Source organism: Duganella sp. Leaf126, assembly GCF_001423125.1.
Classification (GTDB): domain Bacteria; phylum Pseudomonadota; class Gammaproteobacteria; order Burkholderiales; family Burkholderiaceae_D; genus Rugamonas.
In genome coordinates, this window is sequence record NZ_LMNW01000032.1 from 112,733 (window position 1) to 131,202 (window position 18,470).

The 18,470-nt window shown below is 67.8% G+C and carries 11 protein-coding genes; 4 read left to right on the plus strand and 7 right to left on the minus strand.

The features are described 5' to 3' along the window. Window positions 1–77 precede the first annotated feature (77 nt). Both ASF61_RS17285 and ASF61_RS17290 read left to right on the plus strand, forming a co-directional pair. Window positions 78–2,075: an autotransporter assembly complex family protein gene (locus tag ASF61_RS17285; RefSeq protein ID WP_229205902.1), complete on the plus strand. Its 1,998-nt coding sequence runs from the start codon at window positions 78–80 to the stop codon at window positions 2,073–2,075. Further along, a complete protein-coding gene (locus tag ASF61_RS17290) occupies window positions 2,075–6,631 on the plus strand; it encodes a translocation/assembly module TamB domain-containing protein (protein WP_056158523.1) in 4,557 nt (1,518 codons plus the stop codon). Before ASF61_RS17285 ends, ASF61_RS17290 begins: the two co-directional genes overlap by 1 nt. Window positions 6,632–6,640: 9 nt before the next feature. On the opposite strand, the gene ASF61_RS17295 is transcribed toward ASF61_RS17290, so the two are convergent. After that, entirely contained in the window at window positions 6,641–9,169 is a 2,529-nt protein-coding gene (locus ASF61_RS17295; protein ID WP_056158977.1) for a prolyl oligopeptidase family serine peptidase, read from the minus strand. Window positions 9,170–9,361: 192 nt separating this feature from the next. On the opposite strand from ASF61_RS17295, the gene ASF61_RS17300 reads away from it, so the two are divergent. Continuing rightward, on the plus strand, window positions 9,362–9,895 hold the full coding sequence (locus ASF61_RS17300; RefSeq protein ID WP_056158526.1) for a hypothetical protein: 534 nt from the start codon (window positions 9,362–9,364) through the stop codon (window positions 9,893–9,895). Window positions 9,896–9,947: 52 nt separating this feature from the next. Here ASF61_RS17300 and ASF61_RS17305 read toward each other — a convergent pair whose 3' ends face one another. The 5 genes from ASF61_RS17305 to ASF61_RS17325 all read right to left on the minus strand — a co-directional run bounded on the left by ASF61_RS17305 (window position 9,948) and on the right by ASF61_RS17325 (window position 17,079). After that, window positions 9,948–12,794: an ATP-binding protein gene (locus ASF61_RS17305; protein ID WP_056158528.1), complete on the minus strand. Its 2,847-nt coding sequence runs from the start codon at window positions 12,792–12,794 to the stop codon at window positions 9,948–9,950. A 3-nt stretch (window positions 12,795–12,797) separates the two neighbouring features. Then, on the minus strand, window positions 12,798–13,610 hold the full coding sequence (locus ASF61_RS17310) for a hypothetical protein (RefSeq protein WP_056158533.1): 813 nt from the start codon (window positions 13,608–13,610) through the stop codon (window positions 12,798–12,800). After that, entirely contained in the window at window positions 13,603–14,967 is a 1,365-nt protein-coding gene (locus ASF61_RS17315) for a hypothetical protein (protein ID WP_156369626.1), read from the minus strand. The genes ASF61_RS17310 and ASF61_RS17315 overlap by 8 nt, the downstream gene beginning before the upstream one ends. 119 nt (window positions 14,968–15,086) lie before the next feature. Then, window positions 15,087–15,857, minus strand: a complete 771-nt coding sequence (locus ASF61_RS17320) for a DUF3108 domain-containing protein (protein WP_056158541.1) — start codon at window positions 15,855–15,857, stop codon at window positions 15,087–15,089. A gap of 1 nt (window position 15,858) precedes the next feature. Beyond that, the gene (locus ASF61_RS17325) at window positions 15,859–17,079 is read right to left on the minus strand and encodes a DUF3108 domain-containing protein (protein WP_056158544.1); all 1,221 of its coding nucleotides are present in this window, start codon (window positions 17,077–17,079) and stop codon (window positions 15,859–15,861) included. A gap of 137 nt (window positions 17,080–17,216) precedes the next feature. Here ASF61_RS17325 and ASF61_RS17330 point away from each other — a divergent pair, with 137 nt between their 5' ends. Beyond that, on the plus strand, window positions 17,217–17,975 hold the full coding sequence (locus ASF61_RS17330) for a PhaM family polyhydroxyalkanoate granule multifunctional regulatory protein (protein WP_056158546.1): 759 nt from the start codon (window positions 17,217–17,219) through the stop codon (window positions 17,973–17,975). A 228-nt stretch (window positions 17,976–18,203) separates the two neighbouring features. On the opposite strand, the gene ASF61_RS17335 is transcribed toward ASF61_RS17330, so the two are convergent. Further along, window positions 18,204–18,419 carry a hypothetical protein gene (locus tag ASF61_RS17335; RefSeq protein WP_056158549.1) on the minus strand — a complete coding sequence of 72 codons (216 nt, stop codon included), beginning with the start codon at window positions 18,417–18,419 and terminating at the stop codon, window positions 18,204–18,206. Window positions 18,420–18,470: the final 51 nt, after the last annotated feature.

Here is an 18,470-nt window from a genome sequence, read left to right on the forward strand (position 1 = left end):
AATCGGCAAGACCACGAATTTTGGCACAACTTGTGGCAAAAGTATCGGTGCTGCTTGCAACAACCACAGTCACCGCCGTGGTTCCATCGCTGTCGATGGCGCAGGACGGACCGTCCGCCGCGCTGCTGCCTGCCACCGGGTCCGCCGCTGTCACTAAGCCCGCCGCTGCTGTCACTGCCGACGCTGCTTCTGCCGCCGCTGCAGGCCCATCTGTGCCCGCTGCGGCTGCCGAAGCGTCTGCAGCTGGCGCCCAATCGTCGGCGCCGTCCGTACCGGCGGCCGCCGACGATGCCGCCGTACCTGCCAACGCCGCGCCGGTCATCATCAGGTACACGGTGCGCATCGACGCGCCCAAGGACTTGCAGGAACTGCTCGAAGATAACCTCGACCTCGAACGCTACCGCGACAGCCCGCGCATGACGCGCGAGCAGCTGTTCCGGCTGGTACGCGCCGCGCCCGAGCAGATCCGCACGCTGGTCTCCACCAGCGGTTACTACACGCCCGAGGTGTCGGTGCAGTTCGACCGCTCCGCTACCCCGCCGGTGGTGCAGGTCAAGGTGGCGCCGGGCGAACCGGTACGCGTGGGCGAGACCGACCTGGTGCTCGAAGGCTTTGCGCCGAATCCCGGGCAGCCGGCCGACCAGCAGTTCGACACGGCCGCCCTCAAGGCCAGCTGGCCGCTCAAGAAAGGCGCCATCTTCCGCCAGGACGAGTGGGAAAGCGCCAAGCGCGCCTTCCTGCGCCAGGTCGTGCAAACGCGCTACCCGCGCGCCCAGCTCACCGACAGCCGCGCCACCGTCGATCCCGAGCAGCACACGGCCAACTTGCGCGTGGTGCTCGACAGCGGTCCCGAGATGCGCTTCGGCGAGCTGCGCATCGAAGGCCTCAAGCGCTATCCGGACACCGTGGTGCGCAACCTGAACCCGATCAAGCCCGGCGACTATTACAGCGAGGCGGCGCTGCAGGCGTACCAGTCCAAGCTGCAGGACACCGGCTACTTCGCCGGCGTGGAAGTGAGCGCCGACCTGAGCGCGGTGCTCGACCAGCAGCTGGCCAATGCCGACGGTGCGCCGACGCCATCGGACCCGGCCGACCCGCAGGCTGCCGCCAGGGCGATGGAGCCGCTGCCGCTGCTGGTGCGGGTGACCGAGAACAAGCGCAAGAACGTCAGCGCCGGTCTCGGTTTCAGCACCAATACCGGCAACCGCGCCTCGCTCACCTACGACGACCTGCAGGTGTTCGGGCTGCGCATGAAAAGCGCGCTCACGCTCGAGACCAAGAAGCAGACCGCCAAGTCCGACCTGTATTTCCCGATCACGCCGGACGGCTACAACCACAGCATCGGCCTGACCTACGAGCGCAGCGACATCGCCGGCGAAGTGACGGCCGTCTCCAGCATTGCCGGCAAGCGCGCGTGGGGCACGCCGCTGCTCGAACGCAGCTTCACGCTGGAGCTGCTGTCGGAAACCAAGTCGGTGGACAACATCCCCAAGTCCACCAGCAAGAGTTTGCCGCTGACGTACGCGGTCACCTGGCGCCGGCTCGACAACCTGCTGCTGCCGACCAAGGGTTACGCCATCAACGCCCAGATCGGCGGCGCGCTGCTGCCGGTGCTGACCGACGAAAAATTCATCCGCAGCTATCTGCGCGGCGTGTACTACAAGCCGTTCGGCGCCCGCTCCAACATCATCCTGCGCGGCGAAGCGGGCGCGCTGGCCTCGGGCAGCAAGAACGGCGTGCCATCGGTGTTCCTGTTCCGCGCCGGCGGCGACCAGTCGGTGCGCGGCTATGCCTACCAGGAACTGGGCGTCAAGCAGGGCGACGCCACCATCGGCGGGCGCTATCTGGCCACGGCCAGCGCCGAATACCAGTACTGGTTCAAGCCCGCCTGGGGCGCGGCCGTGTTCTACGACGCCGGTAACGCCGGCGACCGCTTCAAGGACCTGCATCCGAAGTCCGGCTACGGCGTGGGCGCGCGCTGGAAAAGCCCGGTCGGTCCGCTCAATGTCGACGTGGCGTATGGCCACGCGGTTCAAAAATATCGTCTGCACTTCTCGCTGGGATTCACTTTCTGATGTCCGACCAACCTCATAACGACCATCAGGATCCGGGCTCGGTGCCGGAATCGGTCCCTGAAAAAAAGCCGCGCCGCTGGCCGCGCCGCGTATTCATCGCGCTGATGGTGCTGGTGCTGCTGCTCGGCGGCGCCTTCTGGCTGCTGGGCCGCGAATCGACCCTGCAGCAGCTGGTGCAGCGCGTCTCCAGCGCCAGCGGCGGCAGCATTGCCGTCACCGGCGTTACCGGCTCGCTGTACCACCGCATGCATATCGGCCAGCTGGTGTACAAGGCCAAGGACTCCACCGTCACCGCGCAGGGCATCGACATCAACTGGTCGCCGCTCCAGTATTTTTCGGAAGGCCTGCAGATCAGCGAACTGCACGTGGCGGTACTCACCGTGCGCAGCACCGGAAAGTCCGATGAACCGGCCACCCTGCCCGCGTCGCTGGCCGCGCCGTTCCGTCTGAGCCTGTCCGATGCGCGGCTCGACAAGCTGGTGCTGGCCAGCGATACCGGCACCACCGAGATCAACAACCTGCGCTTTGCGCTGGATGGCGACAAAACCGGCTGGCACCTGCAGGACGCGTCGGCCCAGACGCCGTTCGGCCTGGCCAGGGCCGATCTGACGATTGCCGGCGCGCGCCCGTTCGCGCTCAAGGGCACGGCCTCGCTGACCCAGGCGCTGGTGGCCAGGCCGGCCCCGCCCGGGACCGCCGCCACGCCGGTGGGCCAGGCGCCCACGCCGGCGCAACTGAGCTTGCAGGCCGGCGGCAGCCTGGCGCTGCTCGAACTGAAAGCCAAGGGCGACGCCGGCACCGCCACCGGCACCGCCGCGCTGTCGCTGGCGCCGTTCGACCCGGTGATCCTGCGCGCCATCGACCTGGTGGCGCACGACGTCGATCCGAACGGCTTCGACAGCGGCCTGCCGCCGGCAAAGTTCAACCTCAAGGTCCACGCCTCGATCGGCGCCGACCAGAAACTGGCCGGCGAATTCGAACTGCTCAACCAGGGCAAGGCCGGCCCGCTCGACCAGCAGCTGCTGCCGCTCGACGTGTTCCGCGGCGTACTGGGCGGCACCCTGACCGCCTCCACGCTCGACAAGGTGCTGCTCGACCTGGGCCCGGCCGGCCGCTTCAATGGCGCCGGCAGCGTCGATCGCAAGGCCATCGACGCCGGCATCGACACCGCCGTCTTCAAGCTGCACACCGACCGCCTCGACCTGTCGCTGCTGCACACCAGCGCCAACAAGACGGCGATCGCCGGCGACATCGTCCTGTCCAGCACCGCCACCACGCAGTCGCTCACAGCGGCGCTGGCCGACAAGGGCTTGCGCCTGGACGCCAGCGCCACCCTGGCCGACGCCCTGCTGAAACTGCAGCAGCTGCGGCTGGTGGCCAAGAACGGCAGCATCGACGCCACCGGCCAGCTGAGCCTGAAGGACCAGCAGGCGTTCAGCGCCAAGGTGCGCACCCAGCGCTTCGATCCGTCGGCGCTGGGCGCCGGCTATCCCGCAGGCGACCTCAATATTGACGTCAACGCCACCGGCCATGTTGCCCCGGCCTGGAAAGTGGCGGCCGACTTCGAGATCAAGCCGAGCAAGCTGGGTGGCCAGCCGTTGACGGGCGCCGGCAAGCTCGCTGCCGATGCCGCCCACATCAGCGGCGTCGATGCGCGCCTGGCCATGGGCCAGAATACGGCCACCGTTGCCGGCGCCTTCGGCGCACCGGGCGAGCAGCTGCGCTGGAAGGTCGATGCGCGCCAGCTCGCTGCCGTCAGCCCCGACCTGATCGGCGCCATCAACGCCAGCGGCGTGGTCACCGGTTCGATGGCATCGCCACGCACCAGTTTCGAGGCCGATGCGCGCGGCCTGGGCCTGGCCTCGGCCAGGCGCGCCGCCAACGACAGCGCCCTCCACGCCAGCGGCAACGTCGCCATGGCGGGCGCCAAGGGTGCCGCCATGGTGCCGGAACTGAACATGACCGGCACCGTGCAGCGGTTCAATCCAGCCGCCTTCGGCGCCGCGCAGGCCGGCGCCATCAACGCCGCCTTCACGGCCGATGCGCGCCTGTCGGCCGACTGGCGCGCGGGCCTGAACCTGACGCTGCAGCCGTCCACGCTGGCCAATGCGCCACTGTCTGGCTACGCCAAGTTGTCGGCCAATGCGAAGGACATCAGCAGCGCCGACATCGACCTGCACCTGGGGGCGAACCGCCTCACCGCCAGGGGCAGCTTCGGCAGCGCGCTCGATAAACTGGACTGGCAGCTCGATGCGCCGCAGCTGGCCGCCCTCGGTCCGCAGTTTGCCGGCGTATTGCACGCCAGCGGCACGCTGTCCGGTACCACGGCCCGTCCGGCCGTGTCGCTCAAGCTCGATGGCAGCAAGTTGCGTGCGCCGGGCCAGCAGCAGCTCGAGAGCATCCGCGGCAGCGCCACGCTGGGCAGCACGGCAGCCACCGCCGCCACGGCGTCGGCCGGTGCGCGCAGCCGCGCCGCCGCCGGCACCGCCGATGTACCGCTGATCAGCGATATCGAGGTGGCCGGCTACGAATCGCCGTCGATGAAGATTGCCAAGGCCCGCCTGCAGACGGCCGGCACGCGCAGCGCCCACACCATTACCGTCAGCGCCAGCAACAGCGACTTCGACGCCACCGTGCGCGTCAAGGGCGGCTGGGCCAACGACAGCTGGACCGGCGCCATCGACGCGCTGCAGAACAAGGGCCGCTTCGCGCTGGCGCTGGCGGCGCCGGCGCCGCTGCGCCTGGTCGCACCGAAAGACAGCGGCGTGGCCGGCCTGGCCCGCCCCGAGCAGATCGCGCTGGGCGCCACCACCATCAAGATCCGCGACGGCAGCGTGCGCATCGACAGCCTGGAAAAGAACGGCGCCACCTGGCGCAGCAAGGGCCAGGTCACGGCCCTGCCGGTGTGGTACCTGGGCCAGCTGTCGGACGCCTGGCGCGACAGCGTGCGCGGCAACATGACCATCGGCGCCGACTGGGGCCTGAGCCTGCAGGCCGGCAGCAAATCTGCCGCGCCGGTGCTGGCCGGATCGGTCCACGTATTCCGCGAACAGGGCGACATCACCATCATCGGCGCCGACCTGTCGCAGTCGCTGGGCCTGAAAACACTCGATGCGCGTGCCACCGTCAACGACGGCGCACTGCGCGTGCAGCTGAATGTCGACGGCACGCGCGTGGGCCAGGCGCGCCTGGACGGCACTGCCCAGCTGCGCAACGGCCGCCTGGCCAACGACAGCCCGTTTACCGTCAGCGGCAGCGCCAATATGGGGTCGCTGGCGTGGCTGGCGCCGCTGGCAGGCCAGCCGGGCCTCGAAATCGACGGCATCCTCAAGCTGGCGCTCGAGGGCAGCGGCACCATCGGTGCGCCGCAGCTGACCGGCGACATCAACGGCCAGAAGCTCGTGGTCAACCTGCCCGACCAGGGCATCAAGCTGCGCAACGGCGTGCTGCAGGCGCACCTGACCGGCGACCAGCTGCAGCTGCAAACGCTGAGCTTTGAGGGCCAGCAGGGCCGCGCCCAGGCCGACGGCTGGATCCGCTATGCAGGCAACGAGGCGACCATGCAGCTCAAGCTGAGCGCCGAGCAGCTCGAAGTGCTGTCGCGCCCCGACCGGTTGCTGGTCCTGAGCGGCCAGAGCACGCTGGTGCGCGATGCGCGCCACTTCGAGCTCGATGGCAAGTTCCGCGCCGACCGCGCCAATATCGAACTCGGTGACGAAAACACGCCCACGCTGTCGAAAGACGTGGTCGTCCTCGGCAAGGGCGCCCCGGCGCCTGCCGCCAAGCCGGCGCAGGGCCTGCCCCTCAATATCGATATCGAGGCCGACCTCGGCGACGCCTTCAAGCTCAAAGGCATGGGCATCGAGACCGAACTGGCTGGCGCGGTGCGCGTGCGCATCACCGACCGCCGTCCGCCGCGCGTCAACGGTTCGATCCGCGTGGTGGGCGGCACCTACGCCGCGTATGGCCAGAAGCTGGCGATCGACCGCGGCGTGATCAACTTCACCGGCGCCTACGACAATCCGGGCCTGAACATCGTGGCCGTGCGCCGCCGCCCCGAGGGCGAGCCGCTAAGCGAAACCAATGTCGAAGCGGGCGTGGAAGTGCGCGGCACGGCACTGGCGCCGTCGGCCAAGCTGATCTCCACGCCGACCGTACCGGACAGCGACAAGCTGTCCTGGCTGGTGCTCGGCCACGGCATCGAAAACACCCAGGGCAACGAGATGGGGCTGCTCAGCACCGCCGCCGGCGCCCTGTTCGGCGGCAAGGGCCAGGGCAAGCTGGCCAGTTCGCTGGGGCTCGACGAACTCGGTGTTGGCCAGGCCAGCGGTACCGGCGCGGCCGGCACCGGTGCCGCCGCCACGGGCCTGCAGAACACGGTGGTCACGGTGGGCAAGCGGATCTCGTCGCGCGCCTACCTGAGCTTCGAGCAGGGTGCAGGCACAGCCACCAGCCTGGTCAAGCTCAAATACAAGCTCAATCCGCGCATCTCGCTGCAGTTCCAGACCGGGACCAATAACGCGCTCGACATCCTGTACAGCTGGGCGTTCGATTGAGCTGCGACGTCACGCCCCCTGCGCGCGGGGCGTGGCGTTTTTCACATAGGTCTCCAGCCAGGCATTGGTCTCGTACAGCATGTGCAGGATCGATTCGCGCGCCCGGTAGGCATGCGCTTCGTGCGGCAGCATCACCAGCCGCGCCGTGCCGCCCAGGCCCTTGATGGCCTGGAACATGCGCTCGCTCTGCATCGGGAAGGTGCCCGAGTTGCTGTCTTCGGCGCCGTGGATCAGCAGCATGGCGTCCTTGATGCGGTCTGCATGGTTGAACGGCGACATGGCCTGGTACACGGCCGGCGCCTGCCAGTACGAGCGCTCCTCGGCCTGGAAGCCGAACGGCGTCAGGGTGCGGTTGTAGGCGCCGCTGCGGGCGATCCCGGCGCGGAACAGGCGCGTGTGGGCCAGCAGGTTGCCGGTCATGAAAGCGCCGTACGAGTGGCCGCCAATGGCCAGCCGGTCGCGGTCGGCCACGCCGCGCCGCACGACTTCTTCCACCGCCGCCTCGGCATCGGCCACCAGCTGCGCCAGATACGTGTCATTCGGCTCCTGCTCGCCGCTGCCGACGATCGGGAACGACGGATTGTCCAGCACCGCGTAGCCCATCGCCAGGAAGGCGGCCGGGCCCCAGTAGCTGACCGCATTGAAGCGGTACGGCGAGCCGGTGGTCTGGCTGGCCGCGCCGGCCGACTTGAACTCGTGCGGGTAGGCCCACATCAGCAGCGGCAGCGGGCCGTCGCGGGCGCTGTCGTAACCGGGCGGCAGCATCAGGGTGGCGGTCAGCTCCACGCCGTCGTGGCGCGCATAGCGGATCTGCTCCTTGCGGATGTCGCGCAGCTGCGGCGTGGGATGCGGATAACGGGTCAGCGCGCGCAGCTGGCGCTCGGCCGGCTGCGACAGGTCGCGCAGATAGTAGTTGGGGCGCTCCAGCGGCGACTCGCGCGTGGTCAGCAGCAGCGTGCCGCTGGCGTCGAGGACAGCCGCGACATTTTCGAAGACGGGTGCCGCGCTCTGGAACAGCCGGGTCTTCTCACGCGTGATCAGGTTCAGACGATCGAGGAACGGCCGGTCGCCGTCGGGAGTGGCGCCCGCGCCGTCGAGCAGGATGGTGGTGCCGGGACCGATCAGCAGGCGCGGGTAGCCGCTGGCGTCGGCGCGCATGACCGGCGCGCCGGGGCTGTTGTAGCGGTCTTCGGATGAGCCGGCGTGGAGCAGTTCCGGCGCGATGTCCGGCCGATCCGGTGCGATGCGCCACTGCCGGTACTGGCGCGTCTTGTGCCAGCGCTCGTTGAGCAGCGCCACGTCGTCGCGGCCCCAGGCCACACCCGCGTAACGCATGCTCAGGCGCGCCAGCAGCAGCGGCGGCGCCGCGAACGGCGCCGCCTGCAAATACACCAGGTCGCGCACGCCGTCGGGCGCCGGGCGCGCCGGATCGCCGCCATCCTGCGCTTCGGCCCACACCAGCGAGGCCGGTGCGTCGGCACGCCACGCGACATGGCGCACGCCTTCGGACACGGCGTCGTTCCCCGGCGGCAGACCTTCTTCCAGCGGCAGCACTGCCACCGTATGCAGCACCGCGCCGTGCAGGTCGCGCACCTCGATCCGCTCGCCGAAGCTCGCTGCCGTCACCAGGTAAGAGTACGGGCGGGTGATGCTGTGGGTGAGCAGGTAGGCGCCGCCGGGCGCCACCGAGGTGCGCGAGAACGGCCCCGGTGCGCCGACCGGCCGCGCACTGCCATCGAGGTTCACGATCACCATCTGCACGGTGACGTAATACTCGAACAGGCGCGCATCGTCTTCGCTGCGCAGCAGGTCCTGGTACGTGCGCAGCTGGCGCACCTCGCCATCGGCCTCGCTGTCCTGCACGACCGGACCGGTGGGCACCGCGCTCGCCTGCGGCGGCTTGCCGATGCCGGCCGGGCGCCAGTGCACCAGCAGGCCGCTGCTGTCGGGCAGCCAGTTGAAGCCGCGCGTGAGCACCGCCGACAGCGGCTGCGGCGACAGCTTGCGCGCGCGCCGCGCGGCGATATCGACCAGCCACAGTTCGACTGCGCCAGCGGGGTTGCCAGCGCCGCCCTCGAGGGCAACATGGGTGAAGGCCAGGTGGCGCTGGTCGGGCGACCAGGCCAGGTCCGACAGCCGCAGGGCCGGCGGCAGACCGGCGAGCGTGGTTTCTTCGCCGCTGGCGATATCGAGCAGCGCGAGGCCGGTGCCGAACGCAACGCGCGAACCGGCGCAGGTGCGCGGGTTGATGCGCAGGCCGGCCAGCTTCAGTTCCGGTTGCGCCACCTCGGCGATGCCGGGCAGCGCCGGCGTCTGCACCACGGCCAGGAGGTCGCGGCGGGGACTGAGGCTCAACGCCGGCGTGCGCGGCGCATCGACGATGGCCTGCAGTGCCGCCGGTGGCAGCCGATAGCCGCCGGTATCGGCGGCGCTTTGCCGGGTGGCCCCAGGTGTGGCGGGATCGGGCGCAGTGGCCATCAGGCCAGTTGTTGCAGGCATGGCAGGCACGGCGGGCAGCGCGGTGGGCTGTAGTGTCATGAAGGTCCTTTCGGTGGCCGGCAGTCCGGTGGCCGGCAATCCGGTGGCCGGCACCCCGGTGGCCGGCAATCGGGGCGCTGCGCAGGTCGCGTTTGCCACCCGAGTGTGCGCATGCGGGCAGCGAATGTCAATCGCCGCCCGCACCACTCTGGCGTACAATCGCTGTTCTCGAAAAATCGCCGTGGACTGCTTATGGAAATGACTACTATCGTGCTGTTGCTGCTGGTGCCGGTGGCCGTGTGGCGCATCTACTCGCGCGTCAAGGCCATGCTGGTGCGCACCCAGTCCGAACTGTGGAAGCACTACGCGGTCGGCGCCGTGATGGCAGCCGCGCTGGTGGCGCTGGTGGTGGTCTCGATCGGCAAATGGCCGGCGCTGGGCGCCCTGGTGGCTGGCGCCGTGCTGGGCGCCTACCTGGGCCGGCGCCAGTTCGCCCTCACCCGCCTGCGTAATATCCCGGAAGGCTTTTTCTATACGCCCGACCGCCGCCTGCCGCTGCTGATCATCATGCTGTTCGTCAGCCGCCTGATCTACCGCCTGTTCGAAGCCTACCTGCACATGCACGACGGTATCGCACTCGATCCCGACTTCCTCGGCAGCCCGGTCACCACCGTGGTCTTCGGCCTGCTGGCCGGCTTCTACCTGACGTACAGCGTGCTGCTGGCGCGCTGGCACAAGCGCCAGACGCCGCTGCCAAAGCCGATCAACATCTTCGACATCAAATAAACAAAGGGCAGCGAGTGCAAACTCCCTGCCCTGTTGACTTCCCGCTCGGCGATCAGGCTGCCTTGGCTGCCTTGGTATCCCCCGGCTCCGGCGTACGCCGCTGCAGCACGAAGATCGGCTGCGCCCACTGCGTGTCCTTCTTCTTCTTGCTGGTGATGAGCGTCAGTTCGGAAGGGTCGTAGACGTCGGTGTTGTGCGTGAGCGGCGTCGTCATCAGGTACTGGGCGTCGGTGTTCTTGAGGAACTCGCCGACCAGCTGGATGTTGCGGATGTCCAGGTGGGCGAACGGTTCGTCGATGAACACGAAGCCGCCCGAACCTTCTTCCGATTTCAGCAGCGCGATCAGCAGCACCAGCGACTTCATGACCTGCTGGCCGCCCGATGCTTCGCCGTCGTTCATGCCGATCACGCCCTTGCCGTCGAACTTGAAGCGCACGTGCAGCCCGGCCTGGGCCAGCAGCACGTCGTCGTTTTCCAGCTTGACCGGATCGGCGTGCACCTCGATGCCGGCCAGTTCGCCGAGCTCCTTGATGTTCTTCGAATAGGTCTTGATGGTGTAGCGCAGCCGCTCCATGTAGGCGCCGCGCGCATTGCCGGTCGCTTCGATGGCGCGGTTGTTCTGGTAGCGGCGCTCTTCGGTTTCCGACTGGCGTCCGCTCAGCTGCTCGTTGAGGCGCTGGTACTGGTCGATCACGGTGGCGTCCAGTTCCCAGTCGCTGCGCGCCAGGCTCGCTTCGAGCGTGTGCAGGCGCAGCGTGACCTGGTGCGTGTTCTGGTGCTCGGCCACCAGCGCCAGGCGACGCTCGAGGCGGCGCCAGGCCTTGGGCAGGTGGCGCCAATTCTTGCGCAGCGTGAGCAGCGCACGGGCATGATCGGCGCGCTGCTCGATCTGGCGCTTGAGGTTCAGGCGCGTGCCCGCTTCCGCCTCCGACAGCGCGAAGCGCGCGTTCTGGCAGGTGGTGTCGGCGCGGGTGCGCGCCACCACGGCGGTCTTGATCAGGTTTTGCAATTCGCCCAGGCGGCTGCCCACCTCGGTGCGCTCGGCGCGCAGTGGCACCGCGTTGCGCGCCGCTTCCTCGAACTCGTCGTGACGCGCCGCCAGCTCCTTGGCCGCATCCACACCCGCCAGGCGGGTTTTCAGGGCGCTGATCTCGGACGCCAGTTTCGATACTGCCAGCGTCAGCGTGTCTTCCTGCGCTTCCAGCGCCGGCAAGGCCTTCTGGATTGCTTCCATGCGCTGGGTGCGGCCGGCCGTGCCGAAGCGGTAGCGCGACGCTTCCACGAACAGCGAGCGGCCGCCGCGGCGTTCGCGGTGGTAGGCGTCCGGCGTGATCCATTCGTCGTTGTTACCGAGCTTGGCGCCGGCATCGACGCTGTCGACGCGGGTGATGCGCGAGAGCTGTTCGACCAGCCAGCTCGGCACCTTGGCGGCGAACTTCACCACCGACATCAGGCTGTCGTCGCGCGTGGCATGGGCCGTCACCAGGTCGGTGACGATGAAGTGGCGATAGCGCTCCTTCTCGGCCAGGCGGTAGGCCGACGTGGCGTCGCTGGCCTTGTCGAGCAGCACCACCGATGCATAACCACCGAGCACGCCTTCCACCGCGCCTTGCCAGCGCGGGTCGGTCACTTCCACGATATCGGACAGCATGGCGTGGCTGATGCCGGCGTCGTTCAGGGCGCGGCGCATGCTGCGCTGCGCTTCCGGTTCCGGCATCGCGGTCTTGCCTTGCAGGGCCGAGATGGTGGCCATCTCGCCGGCGATTTTCGCGGCCACCGCATCGCGCGCGGTGCGCTGGCGCGCCAGTTCGATTTCCTTTTCCTGCAGCTGCTGCGCCACTTCGGCCAGGTCGGCGCCGGAATCGGCGGCCAGCTTCTGCAGGCGCGCCTTTTGTTCGAGCAGACTGTCGAGCGGCTTGAGTTTGCCGTTGATCAGGTTCAGGCGCGATTGCAGCGACGTCGATTCCTGCTCCAGCACCGTCTCGTGCTGCTGCGCCTCAGTCAGCGCCTTGGCGAAGCTGGTGACGGCGTTGCGCTTGTCGGCCAGCTGGGCGTCGGCCTGCTGCAGCGGCTTGCGCGCTTCGCGCAGCTGGCGGCTGATGTTGGCCTGCTTCTCGCGCGCCTCGTGGTATTCGAGCGTGGGCAGCGCTTCTTCCTGCAGGTTGCGGCGTTCCTTGTTCAGGTCTTCCCACTGGTGGTAGTTGGCCACGCGCAGGCGCAAGCCTTCCAGGTTGGTCTTGGACGCGTCGAGTTCCGCTTCGAAGCGTTTCAGTTCTTCCTCGGTATCGCGCTGGTGGCGCTTGGCTTCATCGTAGGCGTCCAGCACTTCCTTGTCGCCGAAGACCTGGAACACCAGGTCGAGCAACTGGCGCGGCGCGTACTCGCACAGCTTGTCGGTCTCGCCCTGCTCCAGTGCCAGCACCTTGGCCATGGCCGGCGACAGGCCGGCGTTGGCCAGGCGCTTGCGGTAGTTTTCCACGCCGAGCCAGTCGTTGCCGACCTCGCCGATGTCTTCGATCTGCACATTCCCGGGTCGCATCAGGTACTGGCGCTTCCAGTCGCCGCCGTTTTTCTGGATCTGGCAGAACAGCGTCACTTCGTCGTCGCTGAAGAAGCCGGAACTGCGGAACGGCCGGTTCGACAGCTGCCGGCCGACGGCCTTGTTATCGACCACCGCGCGCAGCCAGGCCGTTTGCTGGCCGCTGTGACGCGCGTAGTGTTTATAGGTGCGGCCCATCGAGCAATCGAGGCCGAACAGCGTGCGCAAGGCGTCGAGCAGCGTGGTCTTGCCGGAGCCGTTCTGGCCGGCGATGGTGATGATCTTGGCGTCGAGCGGAATGTTCTTGATGCGCTGCCAGTAATCCCAGTGGACCAGCTCCAGCGATTTGATATGAAACATGGCTTAATCCTTGGATGGTTCTTGCGGTGCTTGCGGCGCGTCGTACGGTACATCGAACACCGGCACGGCATTGCCATCGGCGTCGAAGTCGGGGTTCTCCAGCTCCGGCTCCGCGGTATCGACGGCGTTCGGCGCATCGTCCTCGTAGGGACGCGGCTTGGGTGCGCGGCGCGGCACGGCCACCACTTGCGGCGGCGTGCGTTTGAACACGTCGGCCAGTGCACCGTTGATGATGCGCTCCTTGAGCAGGTCGGTATCCATCAGCAGATCGAGCAGCGGGCCTTCGAGCACCACGTCGCCGCGGCGCTCGATGAATCCGAGCTTGGCCAGGATGCTGAGGTTCATGTCGAGACGGGTCTTTTTACCGAGCTTGTCGCCGAAATCGGCCAGCAGCGCCTTGTAGGCGATGCCGATCGAGGTGTCTTCGGCGCGCGGCAGCGGGCGCTCGGTGCCGAACATGTCGTTCTGCTTGTCGTCGGCGTGCTGGTGGTTTTCCTGGCGCTCGCGCTTGGGCAGGATGATCTGCGCCCACAGCACCACCAGCAAGGCCACGCCGTCGCGCGACAGGCCGAAGTTATTGTTCTGCCAGACATCCTTGGCGCCGAAAATCTTCGGTTCGATATTGCGCGTGAGCGCCACGGTGACATGGTCGGCATACACATTGTCGAGCAGTTTCAGGCCCACGGCCAGCAGGCGGGCATCGACTTCGATGCGGAACTGTTCGTCCGCCAGGGCGCGCTTGACCAGGCGGTCGTCGCGGCGCAGGGTCTGATGCGCGAGCAGGCGCGCGATCAGGATTTGTGCATCATCATTCATCGGACTTGTCGCCTTCCGGGTTCAAAGACAGGGTGAGGGACGCCATGGACATAGCCGCCACTTCGAGGTCGGGCAGCTGTACCATTTCGTCGCTCGGGTTGAAGGTGACGGGCAGGCGCGCCAGGTCGCCGGTGGCGCCTTGCAGGCGCGCTTCGTCGGCGTCGCCCAGCAACGGCAGCATCGAGGCGCGGTACGACGCCACTGCGAACGATGCCGGCAGCAGCGTCTCGTGCACCTGGATCGACGGCGGCGCACCGTCCGTGCCGGCCGCGAACCTGGCTGGCGCGGCGAAATCGGCCAGGCGGTCGAGCCATTCGTCGAGTTCTTTCTGCATCGGTGGTCCGTCGCTGATGGTGGTGGGCGCATCTTCGCCGCTGGGCAGGCCGCCCTGCACTGCGCTGGCGGCGCGGTCGGACAGCAGCTCGGCTTCGGCCACGTCGATCATCTCGGCCGGGGTAATAAACTGCGGCACCACCGGCAGGTCGATGGCGCCCACCGCCAGCGAGGCCAGGTCGTCGTGCAGCAGCAGCCAGCGCTTGATGTCGGTGGTGGACAGGCCGGACTGGCCCAAGTGCACGCGCTGGCGCTCGATCTGGTTCAGCGCGCGCGAGAACATGCCCTGCATATTGAGCAGCGACGACTGCGCGCGGCCGATCGCCTGCGCCGCACGGTGCGTGGCGTGGTCGGCGTTTTCGTCGCTGGTGATCGCCCGCAGGATTTCCGAGCCCTTTTCCACCCAGTCGCAGGCGACGTGCCACTTGGCCTGCGACTCGCGCAGGCGGAACTCGGAGCCGGACGCAATCGCATCGGCGAATTCCTCGGTCAGTTCCACCAGACGGCCGAGCAGATGGTGCAGCTGCTCCACGGTGACACCGCCCATCATCTGCGAGCCGGCCACCTGCGACAGCAGATAGCCCATGTCGGCCGGGTCTTCCTCCTTGCCCATGGCCAGCAGCGCGTCGATGGCGGAGAGCACGTTGCGCGCCATCGGCGTGACCCGGTACACGGCCTGCTGCGCATCCCACGCCAGCAGCTGGTTGGTGCGCAGGCGCATCAGCACCGTCTCCAGGCTTTCCGGCAGCAGGTAGGCCAGGCGGGTGTTGATGTCGGGGCGCGTAAAGCTCGACGACGCCGTGTCCGACGCCAGCTCGCGCAGCACCAGCAGGCGCACCAGCACGCCGTCGAAACCGCCGTGGAACAGCGCCGTAAACACCTGCAGCAGCGGCTGCGCGCGTTTCAGGTGGTAGACCTGCTCGATTTCATCGGCCGAGATATTGGGCTTGAAGTGAGCCTGCAGGCCGTCCTGCTGCGCGTCCAGCGCCGGGTCGGGCGCAGACTCGGCGGACTCGGTTTTCATAATGTCTGTCATTCTTTGCCATGTGGGTCGCAACGATCACCGCATTCAGCAGGCTGCTCGCGGGGGCGACAGTATAGCAGTTGCGGTCCGCGGCCCGGCGATTCGCGCTTTTCGGCCGCTTATTTTTTTGTTAATTTATCAAGCGTCTGGTCCACGTAATCGCCATCGCTGTCCTTGAACACCACCCGCACCGGGTACCAGTCCATGGTCGGGGCCAGCCACAGGTCCACCTTCGAATCGTCGCCGTCCAATGGCAGCCGCACCAGGTGCAGCGCGCTGATCTCGCTGCCCCCCGCAGTGATGGTCTCGGTGTTGACGACCTTGAACACCCACTGCTCGGCATTGCGGCGGGCGGTGACGAAATACGCCCATTCGCTGCCCGGCTTGAATTTCTCGGGCGCGGCGCGGGCATTGGCTGCCAGCTGCCACTGGATGCTGACCCGGTCCTGCTCGCCGCCCTTGATCGGATAGGTTTCGTCGCCCACGCTGAAGCTGATGGTCTTGGTATCGCGCTTGAAGGTGGCGGTGGTAGGGTCCTTGCGGAAGCGCTTTTCCATGAACGCCACCGGCGCCAGGCCGTAGTCGTCGATCACGCCCTCGCTGCGGGTGTCGAGGATCTTGCCGAAGATCGGCGCCCGGCTCTCGGCGACGATCGCGTATTTGCCGTCGCCGGCGCGCCACTGCACGGCGGCCGTGCCGTTCAGCGTCAGGCCGTGCTGCCTGGCCTTGATCGCGAAGTTCAGGTCCGCCGACGGCGGCGCGCTGAAAGCGCGCTTGACGGACGGATGGTCGGTGTCGGCAGCATGGGCGCTGCCGAGGGTGGTGGCGGTCAGCGCCACGCAGGCCGCTGCGGCGGCAATCAGGGGGCGCATGGTGGAAGTTATCTGCATATCATTGTCCTGTCATCGTTATTCTGGAGATGGTCTGCGTGGTGAGCGCGCCACTCGCTTCGGTATTGCGCATCTGGACCGGGTACCACTGCATGGCGGGGGCCAGCCAGATGTCGAGCCGCGACGAATAGGTGCCCGGCTTCGGCGGCCGGGTCAGGTGCCAAGTCACCAGCTTGCCCATCCTGGTTTCGAGTTCGTCTTCGCCCACCAGCTGGAAGCGGAACATGCTGGCGGTCTTGTCCTCACCCACCTGGATGTCGATGTCGCCGGCCAGCTGGTTGACGTCGGCCTGACCGATGCCGGCCAGCTGGAACGGCACCGTGGCCTTGTCCTGCGCCCCTGCCAGCAGCGGAAAGCGGCTGCCGGAGGCCGAGAACGAGATGGTGCCGGCGTCGGCGCCGCCGCGGTTGAAATGGGTGGCGGTCTCCGACCGGCGCGCGCGTTTTTCGGTGGTCCGATCGGGCGCAATGCCGTAGTCGTCGATGGTGCCCTCGCTGCGCAGCACCAGCAGGTTCAGGCGCGTGACCAGCAGGCTCACGCCCGCCTCCACCGACGCCCGGTAGCGGCTGCCGTCAGTATGCCACGTCATCACGGCGGACCCCGTCCATTTGGTGCCGTCGGCATCGACCCGCGCCACGTCCATCTCGAAGGTGGCCGACGGCGGCAGCTGCACCTTGTAGCGGCGCGCCGCCTGGGGCACCGGTTCGGTGCTGGCGGCCTCGCCGGCGCCGGGAAGCGTTGCCAGGCCTGATGCTGCCAGTGCTGCCGGCGAGGCGGAAGACGCCTGGCCCGCGGCCGGCGCCGAAGCCGCGCCAGGCGCCGGCGCCACGGCCAGCGCCGGATCGGCAGCGTCGAGCGCTGGCACAGACGCGTCGCTGGCGATCGGCGTGATGGCCGCGCCGGCCTGCGCCTGCGCGGGGATGGCAAGCGGCGCTTGCCTGGCGCTGGCGGGCATTGGGGTCTGGTCCGCCGGCGGCGCGGCAGCTGCGCCGGCGCCCGCGTCGAGCGGGGCGATCTCCTGCAGCGGCGCGCTGGCCGCCGGCGGGCGCGCCGGCAGCGCCAGACGCAGCTGGGCGGTCACCACCGGCGGACGGGCAGCGTCGCCGGTCGATGCCGCGAGATGGCTGGCGGCCCAGTCGATCGCCAGTCCGTGCAGCACCACCGTGGCCGCGCAAAACAGCAGCAGGCGGCGGCGTCGGGAGATGAAGGAAGCGATCGTCATGGCGCTAGTTTAACGTGTCGGCCCGATGCTTGCGCTGCCTGCCGCCGACGGCCGCCCGCGACAGGCAATGTTGTCAGAAAACTTTGATCGGCCAACCGTTATCTGCTACGCTGAACCCACTACTACAGGAGACTTTCATGGCCCAACCGCAGATGCCGCAGCTGCCCGGCGCAGCAGTAATGAACGACACGCTCGATTTCGTGAAAAACCTGTGGGGCAGCATGGGCGTGCCCGGCCTGACCACCCCCACCCTGTCGGTCGAAGAACTGGACAAGAAGATCAACGACCTGAAAGCGGTCGAGGCGTGGCTGACCCTGAACATGAATATGCTGCGCGGTAGCATCCATGCGCTGGAAGTGCAGCGCAATACCATCGCCACGCTCAAGTCGGTGGGCGCCAGCCTGGCTGCCGCCGTCAACCAGCATGGCGCACAGGGCGCGACGAACAGCGCCGGCGAGCACAAGTCGATTTTCGACGCCAACCCCTATACCTCGGCCTTCTTCCAGCACGCGCGCGACGCCGACAGGCAAAAGCCGGCCGCCCCCCCGCCAGCGCCGGCTCCGGACCCCAAAGCCGCATCCGCCACCGGGGAAGCCCGGCCGCAAGCCGACGCCACCGGCGGCGCCGCGGCACTGTGGTGGAATCTGCTGCAGGAGCAGTTCAAGCAGGCGGTATCGACCGCCGCCGCATCGGAATCGATGATGGCGGAAACCGCCGCCAAGTTCGCGGCAGCCGCGACGCCCAAACCGGCGCCGGCACCAGCACCGGCAACGGAAGCCAGCGCACCGCAACCGCCGGCCGCCGCCCCGCAGCCGGCCGAGGAACCGCCAGCCGACAAGAAACCCGCCACCAGGCGCCCCCCACCCAAACCGGGCAAGCCGCTGGCCGATAAATAGTCAGCAAGGCCGGTCACGCTGCGAAACAGCCGGACCGACCTTCAGGGCAAGGCGCAGCGACGAAGACAGTACGCTGATACGGCGAGTCGCTGCAACGATACCATCGAGGGTTGGGCAATCCCCCACGTAGAGGGGCTGACAAACCTTCAGAGCGATGCGCAGCGACGAAGACAGTACGTTAGTACGGCAAGTCGCTGCAACGACGCTATGAAGGCTTTGTCAGCCCCTCTACGCCAGGCGCAGGATGCGGATGGCGTCTATCAACCCATCCGCCTGCCGCTGCACCTTCTGCACATCAATCAACCCCTCCTCCTCGAGCTGCCTGGCGCTGTCGAGCGCACCCTGGAAGCTTTCGATGGTGTCACCCTTGGCGGTGACCGGTTTTATCCAGGACACGCTGCCGATTTTCATTTTTGTATAGACTTCTTTTGCGATATCACGCATACATGTACATCCTCTCTCTGATGGTGCGGTCCTGATGCCGCACCTGTTGTA

Bases quoted from the DNA above. Each gene is read 5' to 3' on its own strand.
- ASF61_RS17290 (WP_056158523.1), top strand. From the start codon at position 2,075: ATGTCCGACCAACCTCATAACGACCATCAGGATCCGGGCTCGGTGCCG.
- ASF61_RS17295 (WP_056158977.1), bottom strand. From the start codon at position 9,169: ATGACACTACAGCCCACCGCGCTGCCCGCCGTGCCTGCCATGCCTGCA.
- ASF61_RS17300 (WP_056158526.1), top strand. From the start codon at position 9,362: ATGGAAATGACTACTATCGTGCTGTTGCTGCTGGTGCCGGTGGCCGTG.
- ASF61_RS17305 (WP_056158528.1), bottom strand. From the start codon at position 12,794: ATGTTTCATATCAAATCGCTGGAGCTGGTCCACTGGGATTACTGGCAG.
- ASF61_RS17310 (WP_056158533.1), bottom strand. From the start codon at position 13,610: ATGAATGATGATGCACAAATCCTGATCGCGCGCCTGCTCGCGCATCAG.
- ASF61_RS17315 (WP_156369626.1), bottom strand. From the start codon at position 14,967: ATGAAAACCGAGTCCGCCGAGTCTGCGCCCGACCCGGCGCTGGACGCG.
- ASF61_RS17320 (WP_056158541.1), bottom strand. From the start codon at position 15,857: ATGCAGATAACTTCCACCATGCGCCCCCTGATTGCCGCCGCAGCGGCC.
- ASF61_RS17325 (WP_056158544.1), bottom strand. From the start codon at position 17,079: ATGACGATCGCTTCCTTCATCTCCCGACGCCGCCGCCTGCTGCTGTTT.
- ASF61_RS17330 (WP_056158546.1), top strand. From the start codon at position 17,217: ATGGCCCAACCGCAGATGCCGCAGCTGCCCGGCGCAGCAGTAATGAAC.
- ASF61_RS17335 (WP_056158549.1), bottom strand. From the start codon at position 18,419: ATGCGTGATATCGCAAAAGAAGTCTATACAAAAATGAAAATCGGCAGC.